We start from the raw sequence: 23625 nt of genomic DNA on the forward strand, positions 1-23625 counted from the left end.
AGGAGCGCGCGTATCGGGACCTGCATTGCGCGGGTCCCGGTAGGGTTCGCCGCAATAGCTCAGTTGGTAGAGCACGTCATTCGTAATGACGGGGTCGGGGGTTCGAATCCCTCTTGCGGCACCATTTATCACTTGTCCGGCCCGAAGACATGGGTAACGGAACGTACCTAAGACATGGGTGACAGCCTCGTGCCGAATGGGTTGTCGAGAGGTTGCAGGGTTTTCTGCTCCAGGTCGAAGTATCCCAGATCATAGTGCATGAAGCTGACGAGCCAAATGCCCTCGTCGACCTCCTTGATGCCGAGCTTTTGGCCCGCCAGCACGGTTGAGATGTTGATCCGCTTGCGGTGCAGGCAAAGGCGGCCGCACGCGGTTACAAGAACCTCGCGATCGTGGAACGGATAGGTCAGCTCCGGCAGGCCGGCATAGGAACGCGCTGAGGCGACGTAGAGCTCGGCAGGGCACTTCATGTCGAGGGCCTCGTGCGGACGTTCGGAGTTGAACTCGCGAACGAAGGCATCGAAGCGTTCCTGCTGCTGCAGGCTGTTGCCGCCCGGCGGCCGGGTGGTTTCCTTTTTGAGGGTGAGGTGCATGCGCTCATGACGTCCGTTCTGTTGCGGGTGACCCGGCTTGATGCGTTCGATCGCAATACCAAGTCGGAGCCACCACACCGAGAGCTTGGAGAGGTTGAACAAGGCGTTGGGACTGGCGAAGGGCACGCCGTTGTCGGAGCGAATGGCGAGCGGCAGGCCGCGCTCGAGGAACAGACGCTCGAAGGCTGTAATTACGGGGTCTTCACGCGTTGAATCGAGCGCTTCGCACAACAACAGGAAGCGCGAGGCATGGTCGGTGACGGTGAGCGGATAGCAGTAGCGGCCATTGCCGAGCCTGAACTCGCCCTTGAAATCGGTGCACCACAAATCATTGGGTCCGTTACCCGTGGACAGCGGCGTGCCGCGCGCGCGGTGGCGCGGCCCGCCGCCACGCTTGACCAGGCCATGGCGATCGAGCACCGCATGGATGGTGCTTTTGGCGGGAATCCTGACATCGCCATCGAGCCGCCGGACCAGCAATTCGCGGATCTTGCGCGCGCCCCAGTGCGGTTTCTCGGCCTTGAGGCGGACAATCAGGCCCTCGATTTGCTCCGGGAGCTGATTGGCATAGCGCACCGGCCGCCTGGACCGATCGCTCAGGGCGGCCAGCCCATACTCTTTGTAGCGATCGAAAATCTTGTAGCCGGTCTTTCGGGATACACCGAACTCCCGGCACACATCCGTCATGGCTTCCCCATCCAGAAGCCTGGCCACAAAGCGAAGGCGTTCTTCCATGACCGAACTCGCTTTCCACGGCATCCACACCTCCCGCAGAACAAAAGCGGAAAGTGTAACCCATGTGTCCGGTACGTTTTGTCACCTATGTCTCGGGCCGCTCAACTCTGATTTTCCGTTGTTTTCCGCGCCGTTGTTTCATCCTCCGAAGCAGCCTCGCCGCGAGACGGCGTGCCATCGCCTCAGACTTTGCGCAGGCTTTCGATTTCCCACAGCGCCAGTTGCCGCCGGTCGAACGGTGGGGCGTAGTCGTCCAGCACCTTGATCGGCGGCGGGAAGTTGTAGGGCGGAGCGCTCAGATCGATGGAGAAGAAGTCACCCGTGCGGATCGCACGATTTCGGCCCGCCGGGTAAGTGGTCGTCAGGAGATACTTGATGTTGGATCGACGAATGTTGTCGATTGCTTGAAAAATCATCTCTTCGGACAGATGAATGAAGCAATCGCGGCAGAGCAGCAGGTCAGCTTCCGGGAGCGGATCGTTGCAGAGATCGATCCGGAGGAACGTGCGATCTGGGCGACTGTATTGGTCAGCCGTTCGCGCAATCAGTTCCGGAACGATGTCTCCTCCAATGTAGCGAGAAATTGGAAGTTCGATCTTCGACAACCAATGAAAATCACCACAAGGCAAATCGAGCAGGGTACGGATCCCGAGGTCGCCAACCAGACCAGGAAGGCTTTCTCGCACCCTCTGGGTATTGTGCAGCGTGGATCCGCCGCCGGAAGCGGTTTCCTTTTAGCCCCAGACGTTGCGACGATAGATCTCGCCGAACACCTCGCCAGGCGTTCCACGGAGATTGCGCACCATCTGCGTGCGCAACCAGATCAGCGCGGGCTCCGGTAACGTCTGGCGCGCGATGTCGATAGCCGTCGAGAAAAAGGCCGTCTGACGTAACCAGTCTGCAAACTTGTCAAACACATCGCCCCCGTATTGTCGCAAGCTAGACCCGCGCGAACCTGAATTGTTGCGTGCCGCGCTCGGTGGGATCCGGGCTCCGCTCAGTGATGCGAAATCCCTCATGAGCCTGGATGAATGCTTGCTCGGAGATCCAGTTGCGCTCGTATCTGACGAGCTTCTCCTTGGAGGCGAGCGACGATCCTGGACCGTTGTCGCTCAGGTACGAGGTCTGAACCTCTCGCCGGGTCTCTTCGCTGATCGGAACGCGGTACCATGCCAACATTGCCGGCCGAACCGAGCACAGCGTTCTGACGGTTTCCAATGCATCCGGGACGTACTGTATGGTCCCATTCGAGTGGATGAGATCGACAGTGCCGAGCCAGTCGGCGGCCTGGTCGATGCGCTCGAAAAACATCAGCCTATCGGTGCCAAGCTCCTTGGCGCGCTGCACCATTGCTGGCGTCTCAACCACCGCCCATCGAATGTCCGGGCATTGCCGGCGCGCCACCTTGTAATGCAGGCCGGCGCCTCCGCCGAAATCCAGAACCGTGTTTATGCCCGCGACCAGCGGCCAGTCGCTGTCCGGGTTGTAGTTGATTGTCTTAGGAAAATCGTTTCAACCAGTTCCGGGTTCTCGTACCCCTGAATAACCTCTCGCGGCGGCAGCAGCTTACGCTTCACTCGCTTGATGAAGGTCACAACGGGCGGACTCGGCACGCCTTTTGATACGTGTCGAGCGTCTGCCACAATCAGAAATATTTGGAAACAATCGTCAAACGCGACATGACGTTGCGGGTTGATCGCCGCGGATGCTGATCGCGGGTTCAAGACCGAGCGCAGTCTACGTGATGACAGTCACATAACGCAGATCAGATCTCCCCTAATTTCCCGGTCACGCAAACACGGGGAGATTTCACATGCGCAAGATCATTCTGGTTGCCGCCATGGTCCTGGCTTCTGCATCTGCCCATGCCGCCGACCGCAGCCTGTCGCTGGCCACGGCGACGGCCGCTCCGCAGGCCACCACGACCATCGCCCCGATGACACAAATCAGCGAAGTCGCGCCAGCCACGGAAGCTCCGAAATACGTCGATCGTCCGCCGGCAGTCTCGGCCCCTGCTCCCGCCGCGGCGACGGCTCCTGCCGTGACCGCGACAACGACGACCTCAGCGCCGGCGGCGACTGCCACGAAGACCGCAAAGGCGGGCAAGCCGAAGCACAAGCGCACGTGGACCGAAGGCCGCATCATCAGCGAGCTGCACCGCCACGGCATCTACTGGTAAGGCCGCGACCCGCTGCAAAAGCAAATGGCCGGGCAAGAGCCCGGCCATGCGCGTATTGAGGAAGCGGTTCGGGCTTACTGCGACACCGTCTGCACCACGCTCGTTATCGGACGCGCGCTCGAGGTCGGTACCTTCAGGTCCTTCAGCAGCGCCTCGTCATATTCCGGCAGCGTCTGGAGCGTCGCCTTGGCCTTCATCTGCACGACCTTGTATCCGCCAGCCTTCAGCCGCGCGAGCAGCGCCGGCATCGCTTCGCCGGTGTGCTTCTGGAAGTCGTGCATCAGGATGATGCCCTTGCCGAGCTTGTCGAGCTTGGTCATCACGTTGTCGACGATCTTCTCCGGCGTGGCACCTTTCCTGAAGTCGAAGGAGTCGATGTCGGTCGAGAACATCGCGACATTGCGGGTGCCGAAATAGCTCACCATCGCCGGATTGTGCTGAAGCTGAGGGAAGCGGAAGAACGGTGCCGGATTGGTGCCGAGCGCGAACCTCACCGCGCTGAAGCCCTTCTCGACCTCGTCCTTGACCTGTTGCTCCGTCATCTTCTTGCTGTTCAGGTTGACATGCGACCACGTGTGCGTGCCGACCGTGTGGCCCTGGGCCAGCACCTGGCGCAGGATTTCGGGATGATAGGTCGCGTGCTTGCCGACCGAGAAGAAAAGACCCTTGGTGCATTCATCCCCGAGCGCCTTCAGCACCGCGGGCGTGTTGACCGGCCACGGACCGTCGTCGAAGGTCAGCACGACCTCCTTGTCGGTGAGGAAGTCGAACTGCTTGAAATGCTCGAAGCCGAAGCCGGGTCCGCCGGTGGTGTCGATCTCGACCACGCGGGCAACGCCCAGCGCGTTCGGATTGGCACAGGTCGACCGCTGCTGCACCGGCATGGCCGGAGCGGGCGCAGGCGCCGCTGCCTGAGCAACTGCCGTCGGCCTGGCCGCGATCGCCGCGGTGGTCTCGACGTCATCCTTGGCGGCGAGCTTCGCCTGTGCCGGCAATTGATCGGCGGCACGGGCGGCCGTTGTTTTGGGGGCGCCCTGATCGGCGCGCGCGGAATAATAAAACCAACCGCCGACGGCGATCACGACCGCCGCAACTACACTGGCCAGCATCAGGCCCAACGCATTACGCATCGCTATTCTTTCCAATTACGCAACCAACCCTGCGGAATCTCCCGCGCGACGAGCCATTAATGCGAAGGAACAGTTAACGTGACACCAACACGACGGCGTTTGCGCCGGATTTTCAGCGAGGTGCGCCATGTGACGGAGGTCACAGATGGATGGCCACCCGTGACCGTCATCACAGTGGAAACTGTTTTGCCGGAGCATCGTAGTTCCCACCAACAACGGGCCCCGCTTCCAGCGGCGCCAATGGGAGCTTCAAATGACCAAATCTTCTTCGGCCAAGTCTTTCTCTGCGAAATTGCTGACGAGTAGGATCCGCGACACCAGCCTGGCTCTGGGCTTTGCCGCGATCGTCTCGATCGTCGCGACGACCGCGAGCTTCGCCTTCTCGGCCGAGGCGCAGCAGCAGTGCACCGGCGATGCCTTCCGCCTGTGCTCCTCGGAAATCCCCAACGTCCCGAAGATCACGGCGTGCATGATGAAGCATCGCTCTGATCTGAGCGCCGGCTGCCGCGCGGTGATGGACAAGGACCTCGCAAAGGGCGCCTCACGCAAGGTCGCTGACGCCCAGGACAAGCAGTAGGACAACGCGCAACGGCGATCGTTGTTGGCTCCCCTCGCGATGTGCTCCCGGCGTCAAGCCGGGGCCACGCGCGCCAGTCCCGCTCGGCAATAAAGCCGTTGCGGCTCCAGGATCGTCGCACTAGCTTCGCCCGCACATCCTTGGGGTAAGAGGCATTACGCGATGACCAGATTTCTTTTCATTGTTTCTTTGATTCTGTGCGCATCGAGCGCCTCAGCGCAACAGCAGCCCGGCCACGATGCCTGCGCGCGCGATGTGACGCGCTTCTGCCGTGCCGTGATGAACAATGGCGATGGCGCCGTGCTCGCTTGCCTCAAGCAGAACCGTACCCGCCTCAGCAAAGCCTGCGACAAGGTGTTGACGGATCACGGGCAGTAAGACGTGCCGTCGCAGCCCGGCTGAGCGAAATCCGGGGTCTGCCCGCGCGGTGAGATCGTCCCGGATTGCGCTTCGCGCCATCCGGGCTACAGGCCAAAACCTACGTGCTGCTTCCCGCCGCGCTCGCGACCACCGGCAGCACCTCGGCGCCGGCACGATCCGGCGTCTCTTCCTTCCAGCGCACCGAGCCGAACGGACGCTCCAGCATGCGGCGGATCCGCACCGGATCGGGGCCGATGTGGAAATCGATCGCCTGTTGATGCAACGCGCGTTCGGACTGCGTCGAGCGGTTGCGCTGGCGCAAGTAATCGAGCCAGGTCGGACAGTGGTAGCGCTCGGTCCACAATTCGGGGTCGGCGATGTCGCGCGCGATCGACCAGCCATAGGCGCCGTTGCGCTGCCGGGAGAGCTGCACGTCCTGCATCACATTGTGGAAGGCGCGTGCATTCTCTTGGCTCACCCTATATTCGATCTCGACCACCAGCGGCCCGCTGCGCGCCGTGAGCGACAGTTTGACTTCCGGATCGGCGAGCACGTCCGCGTCCTCGTTGCGGGCGCCGACGCGCGGCATCGCCAGCCAAATGCCCAGCACCGGCGAGATCAGCATCAGGCTGGCGGCCGTCAGCAGCGCGACCTCGACGCCGGCATAATCGGTGAGATGGCCCCAGCCCCAGGCGCCGATCGCAATGCCGCCGGATATCGAGGCCTGGAACGCCGCGAGCGAACGGCCCGCGACCCAGCGCGGCGCCGAGAGCTGCACGCCGATGTTGAACAGCGCGACCGCCGCCATCCAGACCGCACCGGCGAGCACAAGCGCCGCCGCCGTCAACACCGGCTCCGTGCTCACGGCGAGCGCGGCCATCGCAAATGCCATCGAGATGGTGCAGGCGCGGATCGCCGCTTCACCGCTCATGCGCTTGCGCAATTCATGGATGTTGAGCGCACCGACGACGGCGCCCATGCCGAAGGCACCCAGCATGATGCCGTAGGTCTGCGCGCCGCCATGCAGCAAATCGCGCGCGATCAGCGGCATCAGGGCCATGATGGCGCCGCCGATCAGGCCCATCACCAGCGTGCGCAACAGCACGATCTTGATCGGCGGCGAATTGGTGATGTAGCGGAAGCCCGAGACCATCGCGCGGTTGAGCTTCTCCCGCGGCAGGCGCGAGGGCTCGGTGTTGCGCCGCCAGAGCAGCAGCACCACCAGCAGCGGCAGATAGAGGATCGCGTTGCAGGCAAACGCGGCCACCGCGCCGAGCGAGGCGACGATGACGCCGCCGACCGCGGGACCGAAGCTGCGTGCAATATTGTAGCTGATGCCGTTCAGTGCGACGGCTGACGGCAGTGATTCGGGCGGCACCTGCTCGCTGACCGAGGATTGCCACGCCGGCCCGAACAGCGCATTGCCGCTGCCCACCACGAAGCAGAACACGAGCAGCGTTTCCGGGGTGATCAGCTTGAGCCAGGCCAGCACCGTCAGCGCAGTCGCGCCGATCAGCGCGATCGCGAGCGAAATCAAGGTCACGATGCGCCGGTCATACATGTCGGCGATGGCGCCGGCCGGCATCGAGATCAGCATGATCGGCAGCATCAGCGCGGTCTGCACCAGCGCCACCTTGTCGGCCGAGGCCGCCATCTGCGTCATCGCCCAGGCCGCGCCCACGCCCTGGATCAAGAGGCCAAGATTGGAGAGCAGGCTGGCGAGCCAGATGCGCCGGAACACGGTGTACCGCAGGGGTGCGGCGATGCCGTCGCCGGCGAATTTCTGACGGTTCGGCTGCTCGGTCATATCCCCTTCCATATGGGCTGGCAGAAGTGGTCTTGGAATGGTCTTTGGGTGATTCCGGCAAGTCCAGTGATGCCTGCGAAAGTCCTTCGCTGTCCAGTGGTTAGGCCGCTATAAGCGGCACAAAGACATGGTTTTTCCGGAGAAACATATGAAGCTGTCGCGACGGTCGATCCTGCTGGGAGTAGGCAGCTTGCCTTTCGCGGTTGCGAGCTTGCGGACAGGCGCGCTGGCCCAGACCGTGCCCGCGGCTCAGACTGCCGAGGTGCCGCCGGTCCTGTTCGTCCACGGCAATGGCGAGTACGACGCGCTCTGGATGACGACCTTGTGGCGAATGGAATCCAACGGCGTCGCGCGCGATCGCATGATGGCGATCAACTTCACTGATCCCAATGCGCGGAGCGACGACAAGGTCGAGCAAGCGGGGCGCTCCTCGACCGAGGACCAGCGCCGCGAACTCGCGGCGGCCATCGCGGAATTGAAGCGCCGCGCCGGCGCGGCCCGCGTGGCGCTGGTCGGCAGCTCGCGCGGTGGCTATGCGATTCGCAACGTCATCAGGAACGGCGGTGCCGGCGATGTCAGCCATGCCGTGCTGTGCGGCACACCCAATCACGGCGTGTTCGCGACCGATGACCAGCCGAACAACGAGTTCAACGGCCGCGGCACATTTCTGCGCGGTCTCAACGAGGGCGAGAGCGAGGTGACGCCGGGTGTTGCCTTCCTTACGCTGCGCAGCGACGGCATGGACAAATACGCCCAGGCGGATGGCCGCTTCATCGGCAAGCCCGGCACGCCGACCGGTGTTACCGTCGAAGGGCCGGAGTTGAAGGGCGCCACCAATCTCGTGCTCGGCGCGCTCGACCATCGCGAAGTGGCGTTTCACCCGCGCGCCTTCCGCGAGATCTACAAATTCATTGCCGGCCGCGAGCCCGCGCGCATCGCGATTGTGCCGGAGCAGAGCGTCAGTTTGAGCGGCCTTGTGACCGGTACGCCAGGCGGCGTGTCGACCAATCGCCCGGTGGCAGGTGCAACCGTCGATGTCTTCCGCGTTGATCCTGATACCGGGGAGCGCAAAGGCAGCGCGGTGCACAGCGCGAAGACCGGCGCCGACGGCCGCTGGGGTCCGGCGCAGGTCGAGCCTTCCTGGTTCCTCGAATTCGTCCTGACATCGCCGGACGCGCCGACGACGCATATCTACCGCACGCCCTTCCCGCGCTCGTCCGATGTCGTGCATCTGCGTGCCGCGCGCCCGCTCGGGCCGGCGGACAAGGATGCCGGCGCCGTCGTGATCATGTCACGCCCGCGCGGCTATTTCGGCCTGCCGCGGGACGTGGTGCTGCTCGACGGCAAGGAGCCGGCCGACGTCAAGCCGGGTGTGCCCACGGATTCGGCAGCAACCTTGCGGCTCCCGGCCGCGGAGGCCGGGCGTAACGTCGTGGCCCAGTTCGGCGAAGAACGAATTGTGGCGCGTGCCTGGCCCGCCTCCGAGAACAGGATTGCGATTGCCGAGCTGACTTACTAGCTATTGGCTTGGGTCATATCTGCGGGAGAGAGCCATGAACATCGCCAGTGTGCGTCGGCCCATCATCCCTCCGACCCCGCCGCGTGCGCCCGACGACATGTCGTTTCTCGGCCGGGTCGCGGTCCTCAAGCAGAACATGATCGCGACCTGGGGCCAGCGTGCCTACGAAGAAGAGGTCATCAAGGGCCGCTTTTTCCTCCACAACAGCTTCATTCTGAATCAGCCGAATGCAATTCGGCATGTCCTGCTCAGCAATTATGAAAACTACACGCGCACGCCGGCGGGGATCCGCATGCTGCGTCCGGTGCTCGGCGAAGGAGTTCTGATCGCGGAAGGCCACGCCTGGGCGCATCAGCGCCGTACGCTCGCGCCGGCCTTCACGCCGCGTGCGACCGCAAATCTCGTCCCGCATATGACCGCGGTGCTCGACGAGACCATCACAAAGCTCGATGCGCGAACAAGCGAGCCGGTCGATCTGCGCGAGACGATGCAGCGTATGACGCTGGAGATCGCCGGACGCACGATGTTCTCGTTCGGCATGGACCGTCACGGCCCGACCTTGCGCAACTTCGTCATGGAATACGGCGCGCGGCTCGGACGGCCCTATTTCCTCGACATGCTGCTGCCGGTGTCCTGGCCGACCCCGATGGATTTTGCCCGCGCGCGCTTCCGCAAGCGTTGGACCGAATTCGTCGCGATGCTGATCGCCGAGCGCCGCACGATGGGCAAGAAGGACGGCGCGCCGCCGCGCGACCTGTTCGATCTCATGGACGCGGCGCGCGATCCCGAAACCGGCAAGGGCTTTTCGGACGCGCAACTCGTCGACGAGGTCGCGACCATGATCCTGGCGGGTCACGAGACCACGGCGACGGCGCTGTTCTGGGCGCTCTATCTGCTCGCGCTCGATCCGGAGACGCAGGAGGAAGTTGCCTCCGAGACCCACGGCGAGCACCTCGACAGCATGGCCGACATCGATCGCCAGAAGTTCACCCGTGCGGTGATCGAGGAGACCATGCGGCTCTATCCGCCGGCCTTCCTGGTCGCGCGCGCCGCGCGCGAGAAGGACAATGCGGCCGGCGTCGAGATCGGCAAGGGCGACATCATCATGATCGCGCCCTGGCTGCTGCACCGGCATGAGAAGCTGTGGGATCAGCCGAACGCCTTCATTCCCAAACGCTTCATGTCGAACGAGGCGCCCGACCGTTTCGCTTACCTGCCGTTCGGCGCGGGTCCGCGCGTCTGCATCGGCGCGCCGTTCGCGCAAGCCGAATCCGTGCTGGCGCTGGCCCGGTTGATCGGCGCCTTCCGTATCGAGCTTGCCGACAGGGTTCCGGTGATCCCGCTCGGCGTCGTGACGACCCAGCCGGACCACTCACCCTTGTTCCGCATCACGCGTCGGTGACAGACATTCGTCTGCCCGATGGCGCGATCCACCCCAGATAGAGCCTCCGCCATGAGCGACATCCAGGCCCAGTTTTCCGTTCTGAAGCAGACCGCCGACGCCAAGGTGGTCGACGCGATTGCACACCTCATCGAGAACGGCGAGGATCACGAGCTCAACCGCGTCAATGTCCTCGATTTCTCCAGGCAGCATGGCCTCGACGAAGAGCACACGATCTCCACCTTCCTGCATGCGGCGCGGCTCGGACTGTTCGATCTCGGCTGGAATGTGCTCTGTCCGGGCTGCGGCGGCGTGCTGGGTGCCCATTCGACGCTGAAGGCGCTCAAGCCGGACGATTATCACTGCGCGCTCTGCGCCTGCGGCTACAAGGCGTCGGTCGACGATCAGGTCGAGGTCTCCTTCACCGTCAATCCGCGCGTGCGGCGCATCGCAGCGCACGATCCCGATACGCTTCCGGTGTGGGAATATTTCAAGCAGGTATTCTGGAGTTCCGGCGTCGACTTCAACAAGGAATCCTTCGCGACGCTCGCCAACGAGGTGACGCTCGATACACTCGAGCTTCCGGCGGGCGAGAAAGCGACCATGTCGCTGCAACTGCCGGGCGACTTCATCATCATCTTCGAGCCGGTGACGCACGCAGCCCATTTCATCGACGTCCAGGGCGAGCCGACCAAGGAGCGCCAGCAGTTCGCGATCATGTACAACAAGGTGCAGGCTCCGACAGGGACGACGACCATGCGGCCGGGGCCGCTGCGGCTGTCGCTGGAGAACCAGGCCGGCGTGCGCGTGTTGCCGTCGGTGTTCATCGCGGCCGAGGCGCTCCATCATCTCATCGGCAAGCGCAAGCCGTTCCTCACCGCCAAGCGCATGCTGTCGAACCAGACGTTTCGCGATGTCTTCAAGGCGGACAATCTCAGCCTCGACCAGCGGCTCCAGATCACGTCGCTGACATTCCTGTTCACCGATTTGAAGGGCTCGACCGCGCTCTACGAGCGCGTCGGCGATCTCGCCGCCTTCGATCTCGTGCGCGCGCATTTCCATGCGCTGCTCGAGATCATCTCCTCCGAGAAGGGCGCGGTGGTGAAGACGATCGGCGACGCCGTGATGGCGACCTTCGTCCGCCCCGAGCACGCCATCGTCGCGGGCCTGCGCATGCGGTCCGCGATGGACGAGCTCAACAGGCAGCGCGGCACCGACGATCTCATCGTCAAGATCGGCATCCATGAAGGCCCGTGCCTTGCGGTGATGCTCAACGAACGCCAGGATTATTTCGGCCAGACCGTCAACATCGCCGCTCGCGTCCAGAGCCTGTCGACGGCGCAGGAGATCCACATCACGGGCCCCGTGCTCGATGCGCCCGCAGTCGCCGAGGTGCTCGAGCAGCGCGCGATCAAGCCGATCCAGAAGCAGGCGGCCCTGCGCGGCATCGCCGACAAGATGGTGGTGTACGAGATACCGTGACAGATTGCCGAAAGGTAATGCCCGCGCGGAGCTGACGCACGTTGCGGCGGTTGAGTTTCCCACTCATATAACGCTGGTGGCGGCCGCACCCCCGCGGCTTCATCGTTTTCGGTAGGATCCTATGCTCGACGGCCTGCGCCAATTCATCGCTGACATTGTGGCTCCTCATGCCGCGGATCGTGCTTTCGGCGATGGCGATTACCGGCTTGCGGCCACCGCGCTGCTGGTTCACGTGGTCTCGCTGGACGGTCAGCCGACGGCGACCGAGCAGCGCAAGCTGCACAGCCTGATCGAAAGCCATTTCGGGCTGGATCGCGGTACCGCCGATCGCCTGATTGCGGACGCTACCCAGGTCGAGGGCGAGGCCGTCGACCTCTATCACTTCACCAGCGTCATCATGCGCTCGCTCGACGAAGAGGGCCGCAAGCGCATCGTCCAGATGATGTGGGAGCTGGTCTATGCCGATGGCCAGGTGTCCGAGTTCGAGGATAACGTCGTCTGGCGCGCGTCCGACCTGCTCGGGATCGCCCAGCGCGACCGGATCGACCTCAAGCATGCGGTCGCAAATCGCGCCGGTGGTCAGGTCAAGGACGGCGCCGTCGGGGGTTGAGCCGTCTCGACGCGGTATTATCGGCGGTTGTGCTGACCACATGACGAAACTTTAATATACCCCCGTCGGCCAGCCCGGCCCCGGATTTCCCCGTAAAATCCGTGGTTTTCCTGCTTCCCTGTTGCCCGCTCAAGCAGCCATGCTGCCGGTGACGCTTGCCTGTCGCGCTCGGCCTATGCTCTCGTTCCGCCATTGCGGGGCCAAAAAACTTCAATTCAAGAGACTTCGATCGTGACTGAGCGGGTAACGTTGATCACCGGTGCGTCGGCGGGCATCGGCACGGAGCTGGCGCGTGTGTTCGCCGCCAACGGGCATCGCCTCGCGCTGACGGCGCGACGCGCAGACCGGCTGGAGGCGCTTGCGAACGAGCTCGCCGCCAAGGGTGGCAAGAAGCCGATCGTGATCGCCTGCGACCTGCAGGAGGCGGATGCGGGCGAGAAGATCGCCGCCGCGCTTGCCGCCGAAGACGTCGAGCTCGACCATCTCGTCAACAATGCCGGCTTCGGCGTGTTCGGCGATGCGATCGAGCGCGACCGCGTCGAACAGGTCGGCATCGTCGATGTCAACGTCCGGGCTCTGACGGATCTGTCGCTGCGCTTTGCCGATCAGCTGATCAGGAACAAGGGCGGTCTTCTCAATGTCGGATCGGTCGCGGGCTTTCTGCCCGGCCCCGGCATGGCCGTGTACTACGCGTCCAAGGCCTATGTGATTTCCCTCACCGAGGCCTTGCGGGCGGAGCTCGCGCCGCGCGGCGTTCGCGTCACCGTACTTTGCCCGGGTCCGGTGCCCACCGAATTCCAGGCGCGCGCCGGCGTCGGGTCCGGTCATGATACGGCTCTTCTCAACGTGTCTGCCGCCGAAGTTGCGCAACAAGCTTATCGCGGCCTGATGGCCAACAAACGGGCAGTGTTGCCTGGTCTCGGCATCAAGATCGTGCCGTTCGCGCTGCGTTTCTTCCCGCGCGGCTTCATCCTGTCCGCCACCAGCCGGTTCCAGAGGCAGAGGCACTGATTCCTTGTTTTGACGCGTTTTCTTTACGCGAACCGGTACCCACTTCGCTCGAAAACGCTTTAAAGAAAGCTCAGAGCTCCGTAGTGGCCCGGAGCTTGCTTCAATATCGGGACGCGTGTGCGCGAACTCACACGATGTTAACTACCGCTTAGTTATGCTGGCGGTCTGAACCGATAGCACTCGCAGAGGCCATGTCGTTCCGGACGGACAGGTTTGGTGGCGCAGAATTGGTGCCCTTCCCAAGAAGGACGCCGAGCGCCGCCGCCTCCGAAGCCCGGTTGCCGGTTCTGATCATCCTGCATCAGGAATCCTCGACGCCCGGCCGCGTCGGCAATGGGCTGCGCGCGCTCGGCCATCGCCTCGACATTCGCCGGCCGCGCTTCGGCGATCCCCTGCCCGACACGCTCGACCAGCATGCCGGCGCTGTTTTTTTCGGCGGTCCGATGAGCGCCAACGATCCCGACGACTACATCCGCCGCGAGATCGACTGGATCGAAATTCCGCTCCGCGAACAGCGGCCGTTCCTTGGTATCTGCCTCGGCGCGCAGATGCTGGCGATGCAGTTGGGGGCCCGCGTCGCACCGCATGCGCAGGCGCTGACCCAGATCGGCTACTATCCGATCCGCCCGACCGCGGCGGGCCACGCGCTCTGCCCGAATTGGCCGGCGCAGGTCTATCACTGGCATCGCGAAGGATTTGAACTGCCCGTCGGCGCTGAGCTGCTTGCGGAAGGCGATGATTTTCCGATCCAGGCGTTCCGCACCGGCAATGCTTTCGGGGTGCAGTTTCATCCTGACGTGACCTGCGCGATGATGCATTGCTGGACCACGCGCGGCTATGACGGCCTCAGCGCGCCCGGCGCGCGCGAGCGGCATCATCATTTCGCGGACCGTGCCGTGTACGACGTTGCGGAGCGGGCCTGGCTCGATCATTTCATCGATGGCTGGCTGGCGCGCCGGCAGGTGCTGGCGCAAGCCGCCGAGTGATCGCGCCTCTGCGCAAGGCCTTCGCGCAAGGCCTTGCCTGATCCCTGGATATGCTAGGCTCGTTCCTAACGAGCGCGCGCGAACGCGTGCCGGCAGACACAGGGAGAGCGTCATGGCCTATGAACACATTTTGTATGAGGTGAGCGACAAGGTCGCGACCATCACGCTCAATCGCCCTGATCGCATGAATGCGTGGACGCCGACGATGGAGCGCGACGTGCGCCATGCGATGGAAGCATCGAGCGCCGATGACGATGTCCGCGTCATCGTGCTCACCGGCGCGGGCCGCGCCTTCTGCGCCGGCGCCGACATGGATGCGCTGAAGGGGCTCGACCCCAACGACGTCAGGCGTGCCTCGAACCTGCCGCCCTTCGACATGAATCGCCGGCCGGACTGGCAGACGCGTTACGGCTTCTATCCATCGATCGGAAAACCCGTCATCGCCATGCTCAACGGCGCGACCGCCGGCATCGGCCTCGTGCACGCGCTTTATTGCGACCTGCGCTTTGCCGCCGACAATACCGTCTTCACGACAGCCTTCGCGCGGCGCGGACTGATCGCCGAGCATGGCATGTCCTGGATGCTGCCGCGCATCGTCGGCCACGCCAATGCGATGGATCTGCTGCTCTCGGCCCGCCGCGTGTCGAGCGAGGAGGCGCTGCGGATCGGCCTGGTGAACCGGCTCTGCTCGCCGGAGAAGCTGCGCGAGGAGACCTACGCCTATGCGCGCGACCTCGCCGACATGGTTTCCCCGAGCGCGATGGCCGTGATCAAGCGCCAGCTCTACGAGGTGCCGTTCCAGACCCTGGCGGAGGCCACGATCGAGGCCAACCGCGAGATGATGGTCGCGTTGAACGGCAGCGATTTCCGGGAGGGGGTCGCGAGCTTCATGGAGAAGCGGCCGCCGAGGTTCACGGGGAAGTAGGGGGGCTGGCTGAACTCGGGGAAAAGGTCCGCCGTCGCCCTTCGGGCTATGGCGGGACAGCCTTCGCTCACTTCGCTACGAGGGAGCTTGGCTGGCTTGCCTAGCGGTAGCTCGCGAATGTCAGTGATGGTGGATGGGGTCCGCCGTCGCCCTTCGGGCTATGGCGGGACAGCCTTCGCTCGCTTCGCTACGAGGGAGCTCGGCTGGCTTGCCTAGCCGTAGCTCGCGAAGCGAGCGAAGGCTGGTGGAGCCAGGCGGGATCGAACCGCCGACCTCGTCATTGCGAACGACGCGCTCTCCCAGCTGAGCTATGGCCCCGTTTGGCGGCCGCTCTGGTGAATGCGGCCGACAACCGGGCGCCATTTAAGTCCCCGCCAAGGTCAAGTCAAGGACGGGTGTGACCCGGTTTTAACCATCCCCGGCACTGACTTCCCTTGTTTGGGCCGGGGGGAACCGATATCTAGCAAAAAGCGTCAATCCCGACCGAAAGCCAGAGTCTTCAATGCGTGCCGTTCTCGACATCGTCATCATCGTGCTCGACCTCTACGTCTGGCTGCTGATCGCCTCCGCGATCCTGTCCTGGCTGATCGCTTTCAACGTCGTGAACACCCGCAACCAGTTCGTTTCGGCGGTGGCGGAGTTCCTGTACCGGATCAGCGAGCCGGTGCTGGCGCCGATTCGCAATTTCCTGCCCAGCCTCGGCGGCCTCGATATCTCGCCGATCATCCTGATCCTGCTCATCATGTTCATCGAGCGGGTGATCCTGTATTACATCTACCCGAACGTGATCTAAGCAGGCGGGAGCGCCTTGGTTGCGAAAGAGGCCTTCAAGGAACCCTGGCGCTATTCGGTCGCAGGAATCAGCATCGCGCTGCGGGTGACGCCGCGCGGCGGCCGCGACGACATCGACGGGATCGAGCAATTGGCCGACGGCCGCAGCGTGCTCAAGGTGCGGGTGCGCGCGATCGCCGATGGCGGCGAGGCCAACAAGGCCGTTCTGGTGCTATTGGCGAAATCGCTCGGCGTCCCCAAGGCCAGTGTAAAGCTGCTATCCGGTGCCACCTCGCGGCTGAAGCAGATCGCGGTCGACGGCGATCCGGCGCGACTCGGCGAAGCCCTGCGCAAGCTCGCCCAAGCCAGATCGGCAGACGCCAAACCGACAGACCAAGGGAACTGACATGACGGCCAAGATCATCGATGGAAAAGTCATCGCTGCGGAACTCCGCGCGCGCGTCGCTGACGAGGTTGCCCGCGTCAAGCGCGAACACAATCTGGTGCCGGGCCTCGCGGTGGTTCTGGTCGGCAACGACCCCGCCAGCGAGGTCTATGTCCGCTCCAAGCACACCCAGACGCAGGCGGCCGGCATGGCCTCGTTCGAGCACAAGCTGCCGGCCGACGTGTCGCAGGCCGATCTGCTGGCCGTCGTCGCAAAACTCAACCGCGATCCCGCCGTGCACGGCATTCTGGTGCAACTGCCGCTGCCGAAGGGCCTGAACACCGAGGCCGTCATCAACGCCATCGATCCCGCCAAGGATGTCGACGGCCTGCATCCGAACAATGCCGGCCGGCTCGCCGGCGGCTTTGAAGCGCTGTCGCCTTGCACGCCGCTCGGCTCGATCATCCTGACCAAGAGCGTCCACGCCTCGCTTGAAGGCATGAATGCCATCGTGATCGGCCGCTCCAATCTGGTCGGCCGTCCGCTGGTGCAATTGCTGCTCAACGAGAATGCCACGGTGACCATCGCGCATTCGCGCTCGCGCGATCTGCCCGGGCTCGTGAAGCGCGCCGACCTTGTTTATGCCGCGGTCGGCAAGCCGGAGATGGTGCGCGGCGACTGGTTGAAGCCGGGCGCGACCGTGATCGATATCGGCATCAACCGTATCCCCAAGGACGACGGCAAGACCCGTCTCGTCGGCGATGTCGCGTATCAGGAAGCACTCGCCGTTGCCGGCGCGATCACGCCGGTGCCGGGTGGCGTTGGCCAGATGACGGTCGCCTGCCTGCTGGTGAATACGCTGCGCGCGGCGTGCGCGATCGCAGGGCTGCCGAAGCCGGCGGGTTAGGTTTTCTTCACCTCTCCCCGCTTGCGGGGAGAGGTCGGAATTCAAGCGTAGCCTGAATTCCGGGTGAGGGGGACTGTCCGCGAATCTAAGTCTCACCGTCCTTGCGGAGACTCCCCCCTCACCCCGACCCTCTCAGCGCGAGCGAAGCTCGTCGCGGCCCCGCAAGCGGGGCGAGGGAGCAGAGCTCACGCCTTCTTTTTCTTCTCGCGCTCGATGCCTTCGAGGATCAGCTTCTGCGCGTCTTCCGGGCCGCCCCAGCGCAGAATCTTCACCCACTTGCCCTTCTCGAGATCCTTGTAGTGCTCGAAGAAGTGCTGGATCTGCTGCAGCGTGATGTCGGGCAGGTCGGAGTACGACTTCACCTTGTCGTAGCGCTGCGTCAGCTTCGACGACGGCACCGCGAGAATCTTCTCGTCGCCGCCGGCTTCGTCTTCCATGAACAGCACGCCGACCGGGCGCACGCTCATGACGGCGCCGGGGATGATGGCGCGGGTGTTGATGATCAGCACGTCGCAGGGATCGCCATCATCGGACAGCGTGTGCGGGATGAAGCCGTAGTTACCGGGGTAACGCATCGGCGTGTAGAGGAAGCGGTCGACAACGAGCGTGCCGGCTTCCTTGTCCATCTCGTATTTGATCGGTTCGCCGCCCACGGGGACTTCGATGATGACGTTGACGTCGTGGGGTACGTTTTTTCCGATCGAGACCGCATCGATACGCATTCAAGGCTCCGTTGTTGCCGAGGTTAAATCGCGCCCGGCAGCGATTTTGGCGCTGTCATACGCGGGCTTGGCGCGCCAATCCATCGTGTTTTTGTGAAATAATGAATCCAGCGACTACCGGCTCAAAAGGCAACGGTATCGACGGATGGGAAGCGCTGCCGGCTAGACTTTCAGCAGCTCAATTGGTCCAAGCGAAGGCAACCTTGTCGAGCGACTTCGGCCCGAAACGCTCGGAGGAGCGCGCCACCATGCGGCCGCCCAAGGCGCGGTAGAACTCGGTCGCTGGATCGTTGTCCGAGAGCGCCCACACCACCATGCTCTTCAGGCCGCTCTGCATCAGGTCGCGGCGGGCTGCGGTGAACAGGCGGCGGCCGAAGCCGAGACCCTGGAATTCCGGACGCAGATAGAGCTCGTAGATCTCGCCGTCGAAGTGCAGGCTGCGGGCGCGGTTGCGGCCGTAATTGGCATAGCCGGCGATCTTGTCGCCGAACACGAGCACGCTGACGCGGCTGCCTTTGCGAATCGCACTGTCCCACCACTGCGGACCGCGGCGGTTGATCAGCTTTTCCAGTTCGCCGCCGGGAATGATGCCCTGATAGGCGGAGCGCCAGGCTTCGTCATGGGTGGACGCCACCGCAGTTGCATCTGCAGCTTTGGCCGGCCGGACCTCGATCAGGGTTGTGCTCATGGATACGATCAAACCAAGTCGCCGCGCCGGCGGCAAGACCTATCGTTAATTATCGGTTAACGTGTGGATTTTGTGCATCAGTATTTTAACCATGTTGTACCGAAAGAAGACAAGACGCCATTTCGAACGGCACCGGCCTGCCATTGCCGGTGCAAAACTGCCCTGCGGCAACCAATGAACCGCGATGGCAACGCAAAAAGTCCGCCGAAAATGATTCGTTCCTGCAGATCCGTCGCTGTCCGTGTTCGCCTGCGGCGATTCATGCGCCTCTTCAACATCTTCGCCCTCCTGCCTGTGCTGGCCTTGTTGATGGCGTCCCCTCTGTGCGCGCAGGTCACGTTTGGGTCATCGGGTGAGGAGGGCGAGCCGCTTCGCCGGCAACAATGGCGCGTGCCATCGCCGGATACCGACGTTGCCGCGCATGCGCTGCTGTTTCGTCCCGTTGGCGCCGGTCCGTTCCGGCTTGCGGTGATCGCGCATGCCTCGACGCAGAATGTGCTGCGTCGGGCGCAAATGCCGCAGCCTGAATACCGCGCGCTGGTCGCGTTTCTCGTCGCGCACGGCTTCGCCGTGCTGGTGCCGGAGCGGCTCGGCCATGGTGCGACCGGCGGCCGCTATGTCGAGGACCAGGGCGGCTGCGACGAGGCGGATTACGCGCGCTCGGGTCGCGCGACGGCCACCGAAATTTCGCTCGCGCTGGATTTTTTGCGAAAGCAGGATTTCGTTCGTCAAGACTCGGCCGTCGTGCTCGGCCATTCCGCCGGCGGTTGGGGGGCGTTGGCGCTCGCGAACGCCGATCCGAACGCGATCTCCGCGATCATCGCGCTTGCGCCGGGGCGCGGTGGCCACGCCAACGACGAACCGAACCGGATCTGCGCGCCGCAGACGCTTCTCGCCGCGGTGGCCGAGTTCGGCAAGGCGGCGCGCATTCCGGTCACATGGCTCGTGGCGACCAATGACAGCTATTTTGCGCCGGCGTTCTCGTGCCAATTGGCCGATGCGTTTCGCGGTGGAGGCGGCAAGGTGGACTTCCGCACATTGCCGGCCGTCGGCAGCGAGGGGCATTGGATGATCGAGAGCGAAGCCGGCGTCAAAGCCGCCAGCCGCGAGCTCGGGCTTGCGCTGAACCAGTCCAAACCTGCGGCGGCCAAGAAGCCATGACGCTGTATCTCCTGGTCAAATACCTCCATGTGCTGGGCGCCATCGTCATTCTCGGCACTGGCACCGGCATCGCCTTCTTCATGCTGATGGCGCACCGCACGAGCGACGCCGAATTCATCGCGCGTACCGCTTCGGTGGTGGTGATTGCGGACGCGATCTTCACGCTGTCGGCCGTGATCCTCCAGCCGGTGACGGGCGGCCTGCTGATGATGCTTTCGGCCATGCCGATCACGGAACGCTGGCTGCTGGCCTCGCTTGGGCTCTACGTCTTTGCGGGCCTGTTCTGGGTCCCCGTCGTCTTCATGCAGATCGAGATGCGCGATCTCGCGCGCAAGGCGGCCGAGCAGCGCGGCGCTCTGCCTGAACGCTACTTCGTGCTCTACCGCCGCTGGTTCGCGTTCGGTTTCCCCGGCTTCGGCGCGACGATGTTGATCCTGTGGCTGATGATCGCGAAACCGTTTTGAGAGATGCGATGACCCAGCCAACCGTTTTGGTGCTCGGCGCCTCCGGCCTGATCGGGCGCTTCGTCACCGACGATCTGCGCGTGCGGGGATTTCGCGTGGTCGGCGTCGCACGCAGCCTGTCGCCCGCGCAGAAGATGAGCGCACGGGACATCGAGCAGCCGATCTTGTCGCTCGACGCAGCCGCGCTGATGCGCCTCTTCCGCGAGCATGCCGTCGACGTCGTCGTGAACTGTCTTGGCGTGCTCCAGGATGGTCCCGGCAGCGACACCGGCGCGGTGCATCGCGATTTCGTCGCGCGCCTGCTTGAGGCGATCGCCGACAGCGGCCGCGCGATCCGGCTGGTGCACATCTCGATCCCCGGGACCGCGGAGGCGGATCGCACCGCCTTCGCGACGACCAAGCGCGAGGCCGAACGCCTGATTGCAACCTCCGGCATTCCCCACGCTGTCCTGCGGCCCGGCTTCGTCGTCGCACCGTCAGCCTATGGCGGCAGCGCCATGCTGCGTGCGCTCGCCGCCTTCCCGCTCGACCTGCCGCAGAAGGAGATGTCGACGCCATTCCAGTCCGTCGCAGTCGAGGACATTTCGGCCACCATCGCCTGGCTCGCCGCGCGCGATATCGACGACGCCTCAGTCAAAGCCGTGACGTGGGACCTGATGCAGGCCGAGCCGGTCACCATGGTGGGCGTCATCAAACAGTTCCGCCACGCCTTCGGCACAGCCGGCTGGCCGCGCCTCGTGATGCCATCCTTCATGCTCGATCTCGGCGCGAAGATCGGCGATCTAGCCAATTATCTCGGCTGGGTGCCGCCGATGCGCTCCACCGCCATCGCCGAGCTGCGCCGCGGCGTGACTGGCGATCCCTCCGCCTGGATCGCCGCCACGGGCATCGCGCCGAAGACGTTGACTGATGCGATCGGGCGCCATCCCGCCACCATCCAGGACAAATGGTTCGCGCGGCTGTTCCTGATCAAGGCGCTGATCTTCGCCAGCCTCGTTGCGTTCTGGCTTGTCTCCGGCTTCATCGCGCTGTTCGTCTCCTACCGCGCCGCCGCCGGCATCCTGACCGCGCACAATTTTTCGCCCGCGCTGGTCGATCCCATCACCATCGGCACCAGCCTGATGGACATGAGCATCGGCGCGCTGATCGCCTTCCGCCGCACCGCGGCGATCGGCCTGCTCGCAGGCATCGTCGCCTCGCTCGGCTATATGTTCGGCGCGGCAATCCTCACGCCCGACCTCTGGATCGAGCCGCTCGGCGCGCTGGTGAAGACAGGCCCCGCGATCGTGCTGATGCTGGCCGCGCTTATGATGCTGGATAATCGATAGCGTTTTCACGCGAAGTGGATCCCGGTTCGCGCCCAGAAAACGCGTAAGATAGAGAGACTGATGAGCAAATGGCCCGATGATGACGTAATTCTGTTCGACGGCGTCTGCATCTTCTGCTCGCGCTGGGTCCGCTTCGTCGCCAAGCGCGACACGTCGAAGCGGTTTCGCTTCACGCCGATCCAGTCGGATTATGGGGCGCGGCTTGCCCGTACGTTTGGCATCGATCCTGACGATCCCGACACCAATGCCGTGGTTCATGACGGAGAGGTCTTTATGAAGTCCGACGCCGCGCTGATCGTGCTGTCGCATCTGCCGGGATGGCGTTGGGTGCGCGCGTTGTTCGCCGTGCCAAAACTGCTGCGAGACCCCGTGTACAGCCTCATCGCGCGCAATCGCTACCGCATCTTCGGCAAGTACGACGCCTGCTTCGTTCCCGATGCGGATTTGCGGGCGCGGGTGATTGAGTGACGTAGCCGGCGCTTACGGCTTGCCTGAAGCCGCCAGCACTTCCTTCGCCGCGCGCTCCCCGCTGTCCCTGGCGCCATGCGCCGTCGTGAAGAAGCTTGGCGACGTCGCTTCTCCCGCGAAGAACAGCCGCCCATCCACCGGCGCGGCCAGCACCGCGCGGTCTCCAGCGTGCCCTGGCAGTGCGTGTGAATACGATCCTCTCGCGAAGGGGTCGTGGGCCCAGCGCGACTCGTAGAGCGGCTTGAGCTTTCGCCTGATGTCGTTGCCGAGGAAGCCTGCGATCTCGTCGATGCTGTGCGCGGCAATGGCGCCGTCGCCGGCGTCTTCCAGCCCGCGGGCAAAGCTGCCGCCGAAAAAGCCTTCGATGCAGGGCTGTCCGAACGGGCGGATGTGATAGGTGCCCATCTCGGTGCGCATGGTGGCGCCGCGCAGATTGCCCTCTTTCGGAAAGGCTTCTGCATCGTCGAGCGCCAGCGTCACCTTGTCGTCGACGCCGAGCGGCAGGCCGGCTGCCGCATCGACCTTGGCGGGCAGCGGCGGTGAGAAGCGGATCGCCTCATCGGCGATCAGATTGGTCGGAACGGTGACGATCACCTTGTCGGCGGTCAGCGTACCCTGCGATGTCTCGATGCGGAGGCGCTGGCCGGAATGATCGATCAGCGTGACATTGCAGCCCAGGGCCACCGGGCAGGGGGCGCCATAGGCCGCGATCAGTGCGCCATAGCCACGGCGGACGCGCCAGTTGAGATCGCTGTCCTCGTAGGCGTCCCAATCCAGTGTCGACATGTCCTTCAGTTCGCAGCCGTTGATGTAGGTCGAGACGGCGTCGATCATGGGATTCCAGCGATTGCCCGGATCGAGGCTCAGGCTTGCGGGCTCGTCCTTGCCCTTTTGCGCGGCCTGCCACAGCCGCTCGTAGAATGCGTCCATCGCGCGCATGAAATCGTCGCGCTCGGTCTGCGGAAACGCGTTGCCGAAGGCGCGCTCGCGCCAGGGCGGCAGGTCCTTGTTGACCTCGAAGCCGAGCTGCTTGGCGATGTCGACGAAGGAATTCTTGTCGGCCGAGTGCAGCCAGCCGCAGCCGACGTCGAAGGTCACCTCAGGCGAGGCCTGCACGGTCCAGGCACGTCCGCCAATCCGGTCGCGCGCCTCCAGCACGATCATGGAGAGGCCGGAGCCATGCAGCGCATGCGCCGCGCCGAGGCCGGCTGCGCCGGCGCCGATGATCGCGACGTTGACGGAGGAGGGCAGGGAGGTCATCAGCGGGCTCTAGCACGTTCGCGAAGAGCGCTGAAGCCACCACAAAGTGAGGTGTCATCACCCGCCTTGTGCGCACGTTGTGCACTGGGGCGAGTGATCCATCTTCGTAGGGTGGGCAAAGGCGCTCTTGCGCCGTGCCCACCATTGTCGACCGGGATTTCAAGTGGTGGGCCCGC

Annotated in this window: 26 protein-coding genes and 2 tRNA genes; 18 read left to right on the top strand and 10 right to left on the bottom strand. The window is 64.0% G+C overall.

Features of this window, described 5'->3' with window-relative positions:
- The first annotated feature begins 48 nt into the window (after nt 1-48).
- Nucleotides 49-124: transfer RNA gene (locus AB7Z56_RS01520), tRNA-Thr, on the top strand.
- 43 nt (nt 125-167) lie between these two features.
- Here the strand turns inward: AB7Z56_RS01520 and AB7Z56_RS01525 are convergent.
- The 4 genes from AB7Z56_RS01525 to AB7Z56_RS01540 all read right to left on the bottom strand — a co-directional run bounded on the left by AB7Z56_RS01525 (nt 168) and on the right by AB7Z56_RS01540 (nt 2696).
- Entirely contained in the window at nt 168-1352 is a 1185-nt protein-coding gene (locus AB7Z56_RS01525) for an integrase core domain-containing protein (protein WP_441256142.1), read from the bottom strand.
- A 158-nt stretch (nt 1353-1510) separates the two neighbouring features.
- Complete coding sequence (locus AB7Z56_RS01530; protein WP_354122526.1) at nt 1511-2014, bottom strand: class I SAM-dependent methyltransferase; 504 nt, start codon at nt 2012-2014, stop codon at nt 1511-1513.
- 48 nt (nt 2015-2062) lie between these two features.
- Nucleotides 2063-2245, bottom strand: a complete 183-nt coding sequence (locus AB7Z56_RS01535; RefSeq protein WP_187387858.1) for a hypothetical protein — start codon at nt 2243-2245, stop codon at nt 2063-2065.
- A gap of 22 nt (nt 2246-2267) precedes the next feature.
- Nucleotides 2268-2696: a hypothetical protein gene (locus tag AB7Z56_RS01540; RefSeq protein WP_441256143.1), complete on the bottom strand. Its 429-nt coding sequence runs from the start codon at nt 2694-2696 to the stop codon at nt 2268-2270.
- 445 nt (nt 2697-3141) lie between these two features.
- Here AB7Z56_RS01540 and AB7Z56_RS01545 point away from each other — a divergent pair, with 445 nt between their 5' ends.
- Nucleotides 3142-3507: a hypothetical protein gene (locus AB7Z56_RS01545; RefSeq protein WP_063980331.1), complete on the top strand. Its 366-nt coding sequence runs from the start codon at nt 3142-3144 to the stop codon at nt 3505-3507.
- Between the two features lie 74 nt (nt 3508-3581).
- Here the strand turns inward: AB7Z56_RS01545 and AB7Z56_RS01550 are convergent, their stop codons facing one another.
- Nucleotides 3582-4637, bottom strand: a complete 1056-nt coding sequence (locus tag AB7Z56_RS01550; protein ID WP_063980332.1) for a polysaccharide deacetylase family protein — start codon at nt 4635-4637, stop codon at nt 3582-3584.
- 253 nt (nt 4638-4890) lie between these two features.
- Between AB7Z56_RS01550 and AB7Z56_RS01555 the strand changes: the two genes are divergently transcribed.
- Nucleotides 4891-5214 carry a hypothetical protein gene (locus AB7Z56_RS01555; protein ID WP_063980333.1) on the top strand — a complete coding sequence of 108 codons (324 nt, stop codon included), beginning with the start codon at nt 4891-4893 and terminating at the stop codon, nt 5212-5214.
- 162 nt (nt 5215-5376) lie between these two features.
- Nucleotides 5377-5592 carry a hypothetical protein gene (locus AB7Z56_RS01560; RefSeq protein WP_063980334.1) on the top strand — a complete coding sequence of 72 codons (216 nt, stop codon included), beginning with the start codon at nt 5377-5379 and terminating at the stop codon, nt 5590-5592.
- Nucleotides 5593-5692: 100 nt separating this feature from the next.
- Here AB7Z56_RS01560 and AB7Z56_RS01565 read toward each other — a convergent pair whose 3' ends face one another.
- Complete coding sequence (locus AB7Z56_RS01565) at nt 5693-7381, bottom strand: MFS transporter (RefSeq protein WP_063980335.1); 1689 nt, start codon at nt 7379-7381, stop codon at nt 5693-5695.
- A gap of 148 nt (nt 7382-7529) precedes the next feature.
- Between AB7Z56_RS01565 and AB7Z56_RS01570 the strand changes: the two genes are divergently transcribed.
- The 7 genes from AB7Z56_RS01570 to AB7Z56_RS01600 all read left to right on the top strand — a co-directional run bounded on the left by AB7Z56_RS01570 (nt 7530) and on the right by AB7Z56_RS01600 (nt 15295).
- On the top strand, nt 7530-8900 hold the full coding sequence (locus tag AB7Z56_RS01570) for a hypothetical protein (protein WP_063980336.1): 1371 nt from the start codon (nt 7530-7532) through the stop codon (nt 8898-8900).
- A gap of 34 nt (nt 8901-8934) precedes the next feature.
- A complete protein-coding gene (locus tag AB7Z56_RS01575; RefSeq protein ID WP_063980337.1) occupies nt 8935-10302 on the top strand; it encodes a cytochrome P450 in 1368 nt (455 codons plus the stop codon).
- A 51-nt stretch (nt 10303-10353) separates the two neighbouring features.
- The gene (locus tag AB7Z56_RS01580; RefSeq protein WP_063980338.1) at nt 10354-11763 is read left to right on the top strand and encodes an adenylate/guanylate cyclase domain-containing protein; all 1410 of its coding nucleotides are present in this window, start codon (nt 10354-10356) and stop codon (nt 11761-11763) included.
- 121 nt (nt 11764-11884) lie between these two features.
- A complete protein-coding gene (locus tag AB7Z56_RS01585; RefSeq protein ID WP_063980339.1) occupies nt 11885-12373 on the top strand; it encodes a TerB family tellurite resistance protein in 489 nt (162 codons plus the stop codon).
- A gap of 231 nt (nt 12374-12604) precedes the next feature.
- Nucleotides 12605-13384 carry an SDR family NAD(P)-dependent oxidoreductase gene (locus AB7Z56_RS01590; RefSeq protein ID WP_063980340.1) on the top strand — a complete coding sequence of 260 codons (780 nt, stop codon included), beginning with the start codon at nt 12605-12607 and terminating at the stop codon, nt 13382-13384.
- 191 nt (nt 13385-13575) lie between these two features.
- Nucleotides 13576-14370, top strand: a complete 795-nt coding sequence (locus tag AB7Z56_RS01595; protein WP_063980341.1) for a glutamine amidotransferase — start codon at nt 13576-13578, stop codon at nt 14368-14370.
- A 112-nt stretch (nt 14371-14482) separates the two neighbouring features.
- Nucleotides 14483-15295 (top strand): enoyl-CoA hydratase, encoded by an 813-nt coding sequence (locus AB7Z56_RS01600; RefSeq protein WP_063980342.1) that lies wholly within the window; start codon nt 14483-14485, stop codon nt 15293-15295.
- Between the two features lie 242 nt (nt 15296-15537).
- Here the strand turns inward: AB7Z56_RS01600 and AB7Z56_RS01605 are convergent.
- Nucleotides 15538-15613: transfer RNA gene (locus tag AB7Z56_RS01605), tRNA-Ala, on the bottom strand.
- A 184-nt stretch (nt 15614-15797) separates the two neighbouring features.
- Here AB7Z56_RS01605 and AB7Z56_RS01610 point away from each other — a divergent pair.
- From AB7Z56_RS01610 to folD, 3 genes are read left to right on the top strand one after another with little or no spacing between them, the layout of a single operon-like run.
- The gene (locus AB7Z56_RS01610; RefSeq protein ID WP_441256144.1) at nt 15798-16088 is read left to right on the top strand and encodes a YggT family protein; all 291 of its coding nucleotides are present in this window, start codon (nt 15798-15800) and stop codon (nt 16086-16088) included.
- 15 nt (nt 16089-16103) lie between these two features.
- A complete protein-coding gene (locus AB7Z56_RS01615; protein ID WP_063980343.1) occupies nt 16104-16472 on the top strand; it encodes a DUF167 domain-containing protein in 369 nt (122 codons plus the stop codon).
- Between the two features lies 1 nt (nt 16473).
- The gene (folD, locus tag AB7Z56_RS01620) at nt 16474-17358 is read left to right on the top strand and encodes a bifunctional methylenetetrahydrofolate dehydrogenase/methenyltetrahydrofolate cyclohydrolase FolD (protein WP_231143756.1); all 885 of its coding nucleotides are present in this window, start codon (nt 16474-16476) and stop codon (nt 17356-17358) included.
- 185 nt (nt 17359-17543) lie between these two features.
- Here folD and ppa read toward each other — a convergent pair whose 3' ends face one another.
- Entirely contained in the window at nt 17544-18080 is a 537-nt protein-coding gene (gene ppa / locus AB7Z56_RS01625) for an inorganic diphosphatase (RefSeq protein WP_014490715.1), read from the bottom strand.
- A 178-nt stretch (nt 18081-18258) separates the two neighbouring features.
- A complete protein-coding gene (locus AB7Z56_RS01630) occupies nt 18259-18768 on the bottom strand; it encodes a GNAT family N-acetyltransferase (protein ID WP_014490714.1) in 510 nt (169 codons plus the stop codon).
- A 261-nt stretch (nt 18769-19029) separates the two neighbouring features.
- On the opposite strand from AB7Z56_RS01630, the gene AB7Z56_RS01635 reads away from it, so the two are divergent.
- From AB7Z56_RS01635 to AB7Z56_RS01650, 4 genes are read left to right on the top strand one after another with little or no spacing between them, the layout of a single operon-like run.
- Nucleotides 19030-19929 (top strand): alpha/beta hydrolase family protein, encoded by a 900-nt coding sequence (locus tag AB7Z56_RS01635; protein WP_441256145.1) that lies wholly within the window; start codon nt 19030-19032, stop codon nt 19927-19929.
- Complete coding sequence (locus AB7Z56_RS01640) at nt 19926-20393, top strand: DUF2269 family protein (protein WP_063980345.1); 468 nt, start codon at nt 19926-19928, stop codon at nt 20391-20393. Before AB7Z56_RS01635 ends, AB7Z56_RS01640 begins: the two co-directional genes overlap by 4 nt.
- Nucleotides 20394-20401: 8 nt before the next feature.
- On the top strand, nt 20402-21721 hold the full coding sequence (locus AB7Z56_RS01645) for an SDR family oxidoreductase (protein ID WP_063980346.1): 1320 nt from the start codon (nt 20402-20404) through the stop codon (nt 21719-21721).
- 60 nt (nt 21722-21781) lie between these two features.
- Nucleotides 21782-22189: a thiol-disulfide oxidoreductase DCC family protein gene (locus AB7Z56_RS01650; RefSeq protein WP_063980347.1), complete on the top strand. Its 408-nt coding sequence runs from the start codon at nt 21782-21784 to the stop codon at nt 22187-22189.
- A 12-nt stretch (nt 22190-22201) separates the two neighbouring features.
- Here the strand turns inward: AB7Z56_RS01650 and AB7Z56_RS01655 are convergent, their stop codons facing one another.
- The gene (locus AB7Z56_RS01655) at nt 22202-23449 is read right to left on the bottom strand and encodes a flavin monoamine oxidase family protein (RefSeq protein WP_063980348.1); all 1248 of its coding nucleotides are present in this window, start codon (nt 23447-23449) and stop codon (nt 22202-22204) included.
- Nucleotides 23450-23625: the final 176 nt, after the last annotated feature.

This window comes from Bradyrhizobium sp. 482_C4_N1_8, from assembly GCF_052075965.1.
GTDB classification, from domain to species: Bacteria; Pseudomonadota; Alphaproteobacteria; order Rhizobiales; family Xanthobacteraceae; genus Bradyrhizobium; species Bradyrhizobium barranii.

What these genes read in the sequence shown, in the direction of transcription:
- AB7Z56_RS01525 (WP_441256142.1), bottom strand. Translation starts at nt 1,352, where the DNA reads ATGCCGTGGAAAGCGAGTTCGGTCATGGAAGAACGCCTTCGCTTTGTG.
- AB7Z56_RS01545 (WP_063980331.1), top strand. Translation starts at nt 3,142, where the DNA reads ATGCGCAAGATCATTCTGGTTGCCGCCATGGTCCTGGCTTCTGCATCT.
- AB7Z56_RS01550 (WP_063980332.1), bottom strand. Translation starts at nt 4,637, where the DNA reads ATGCGTAATGCGTTGGGCCTGATGCTGGCCAGTGTAGTTGCGGCGGTC.
- AB7Z56_RS01555 (WP_063980333.1), top strand. Translation starts at nt 4,891, where the DNA reads ATGACCAAATCTTCTTCGGCCAAGTCTTTCTCTGCGAAATTGCTGACG.
- AB7Z56_RS01560 (WP_063980334.1), top strand. Translation starts at nt 5,377, where the DNA reads ATGACCAGATTTCTTTTCATTGTTTCTTTGATTCTGTGCGCATCGAGC.
- AB7Z56_RS01565 (WP_063980335.1), bottom strand. Translation starts at nt 7,381, where the DNA reads ATGACCGAGCAGCCGAACCGTCAGAAATTCGCCGGCGACGGCATCGCC.
- AB7Z56_RS01570 (WP_063980336.1), top strand. Translation starts at nt 7,530, where the DNA reads ATGAAGCTGTCGCGACGGTCGATCCTGCTGGGAGTAGGCAGCTTGCCT.
- AB7Z56_RS01575 (WP_063980337.1), top strand. Translation starts at nt 8,935, where the DNA reads ATGAACATCGCCAGTGTGCGTCGGCCCATCATCCCTCCGACCCCGCCG.
- AB7Z56_RS01580 (WP_063980338.1), top strand. Translation starts at nt 10,354, where the DNA reads ATGAGCGACATCCAGGCCCAGTTTTCCGTTCTGAAGCAGACCGCCGAC.
- AB7Z56_RS01585 (WP_063980339.1), top strand. Translation starts at nt 11,885, where the DNA reads ATGCTCGACGGCCTGCGCCAATTCATCGCTGACATTGTGGCTCCTCAT.
- AB7Z56_RS01595 (WP_063980341.1), top strand. Translation starts at nt 13,576, where the DNA reads ATGTCGTTCCGGACGGACAGGTTTGGTGGCGCAGAATTGGTGCCCTTC.
- AB7Z56_RS01600 (WP_063980342.1), top strand. Translation starts at nt 14,483, where the DNA reads ATGGCCTATGAACACATTTTGTATGAGGTGAGCGACAAGGTCGCGACC.
- AB7Z56_RS01610 (WP_441256144.1), top strand. Translation starts at nt 15,798, where the DNA reads ATGCGTGCCGTTCTCGACATCGTCATCATCGTGCTCGACCTCTACGTC.
- folD (WP_231143756.1), top strand. Translation starts at nt 16,474, where the DNA reads ATGACGGCCAAGATCATCGATGGAAAAGTCATCGCTGCGGAACTCCGC.
- ppa (WP_014490715.1), bottom strand. Translation starts at nt 18,080, where the DNA reads ATGCGTATCGATGCGGTCTCGATCGGAAAAAACGTACCCCACGACGTC.
- AB7Z56_RS01630 (WP_014490714.1), bottom strand. Translation starts at nt 18,768, where the DNA reads ATGAGCACAACCCTGATCGAGGTCCGGCCGGCCAAAGCTGCAGATGCA.
- AB7Z56_RS01635 (WP_441256145.1), top strand. Translation starts at nt 19,030, where the DNA reads ATGCGCCTCTTCAACATCTTCGCCCTCCTGCCTGTGCTGGCCTTGTTG.
- AB7Z56_RS01640 (WP_063980345.1), top strand. Translation starts at nt 19,926, where the DNA reads ATGACGCTGTATCTCCTGGTCAAATACCTCCATGTGCTGGGCGCCATC.
- AB7Z56_RS01645 (WP_063980346.1), top strand. Translation starts at nt 20,402, where the DNA reads ATGACCCAGCCAACCGTTTTGGTGCTCGGCGCCTCCGGCCTGATCGGG.
- AB7Z56_RS01650 (WP_063980347.1), top strand. Translation starts at nt 21,782, where the DNA reads ATGAGCAAATGGCCCGATGATGACGTAATTCTGTTCGACGGCGTCTGC.
- AB7Z56_RS01655 (WP_063980348.1), bottom strand. Translation starts at nt 23,449, where the DNA reads ATGACCTCCCTGCCCTCCTCCGTCAACGTCGCGATCATCGGCGCCGGC.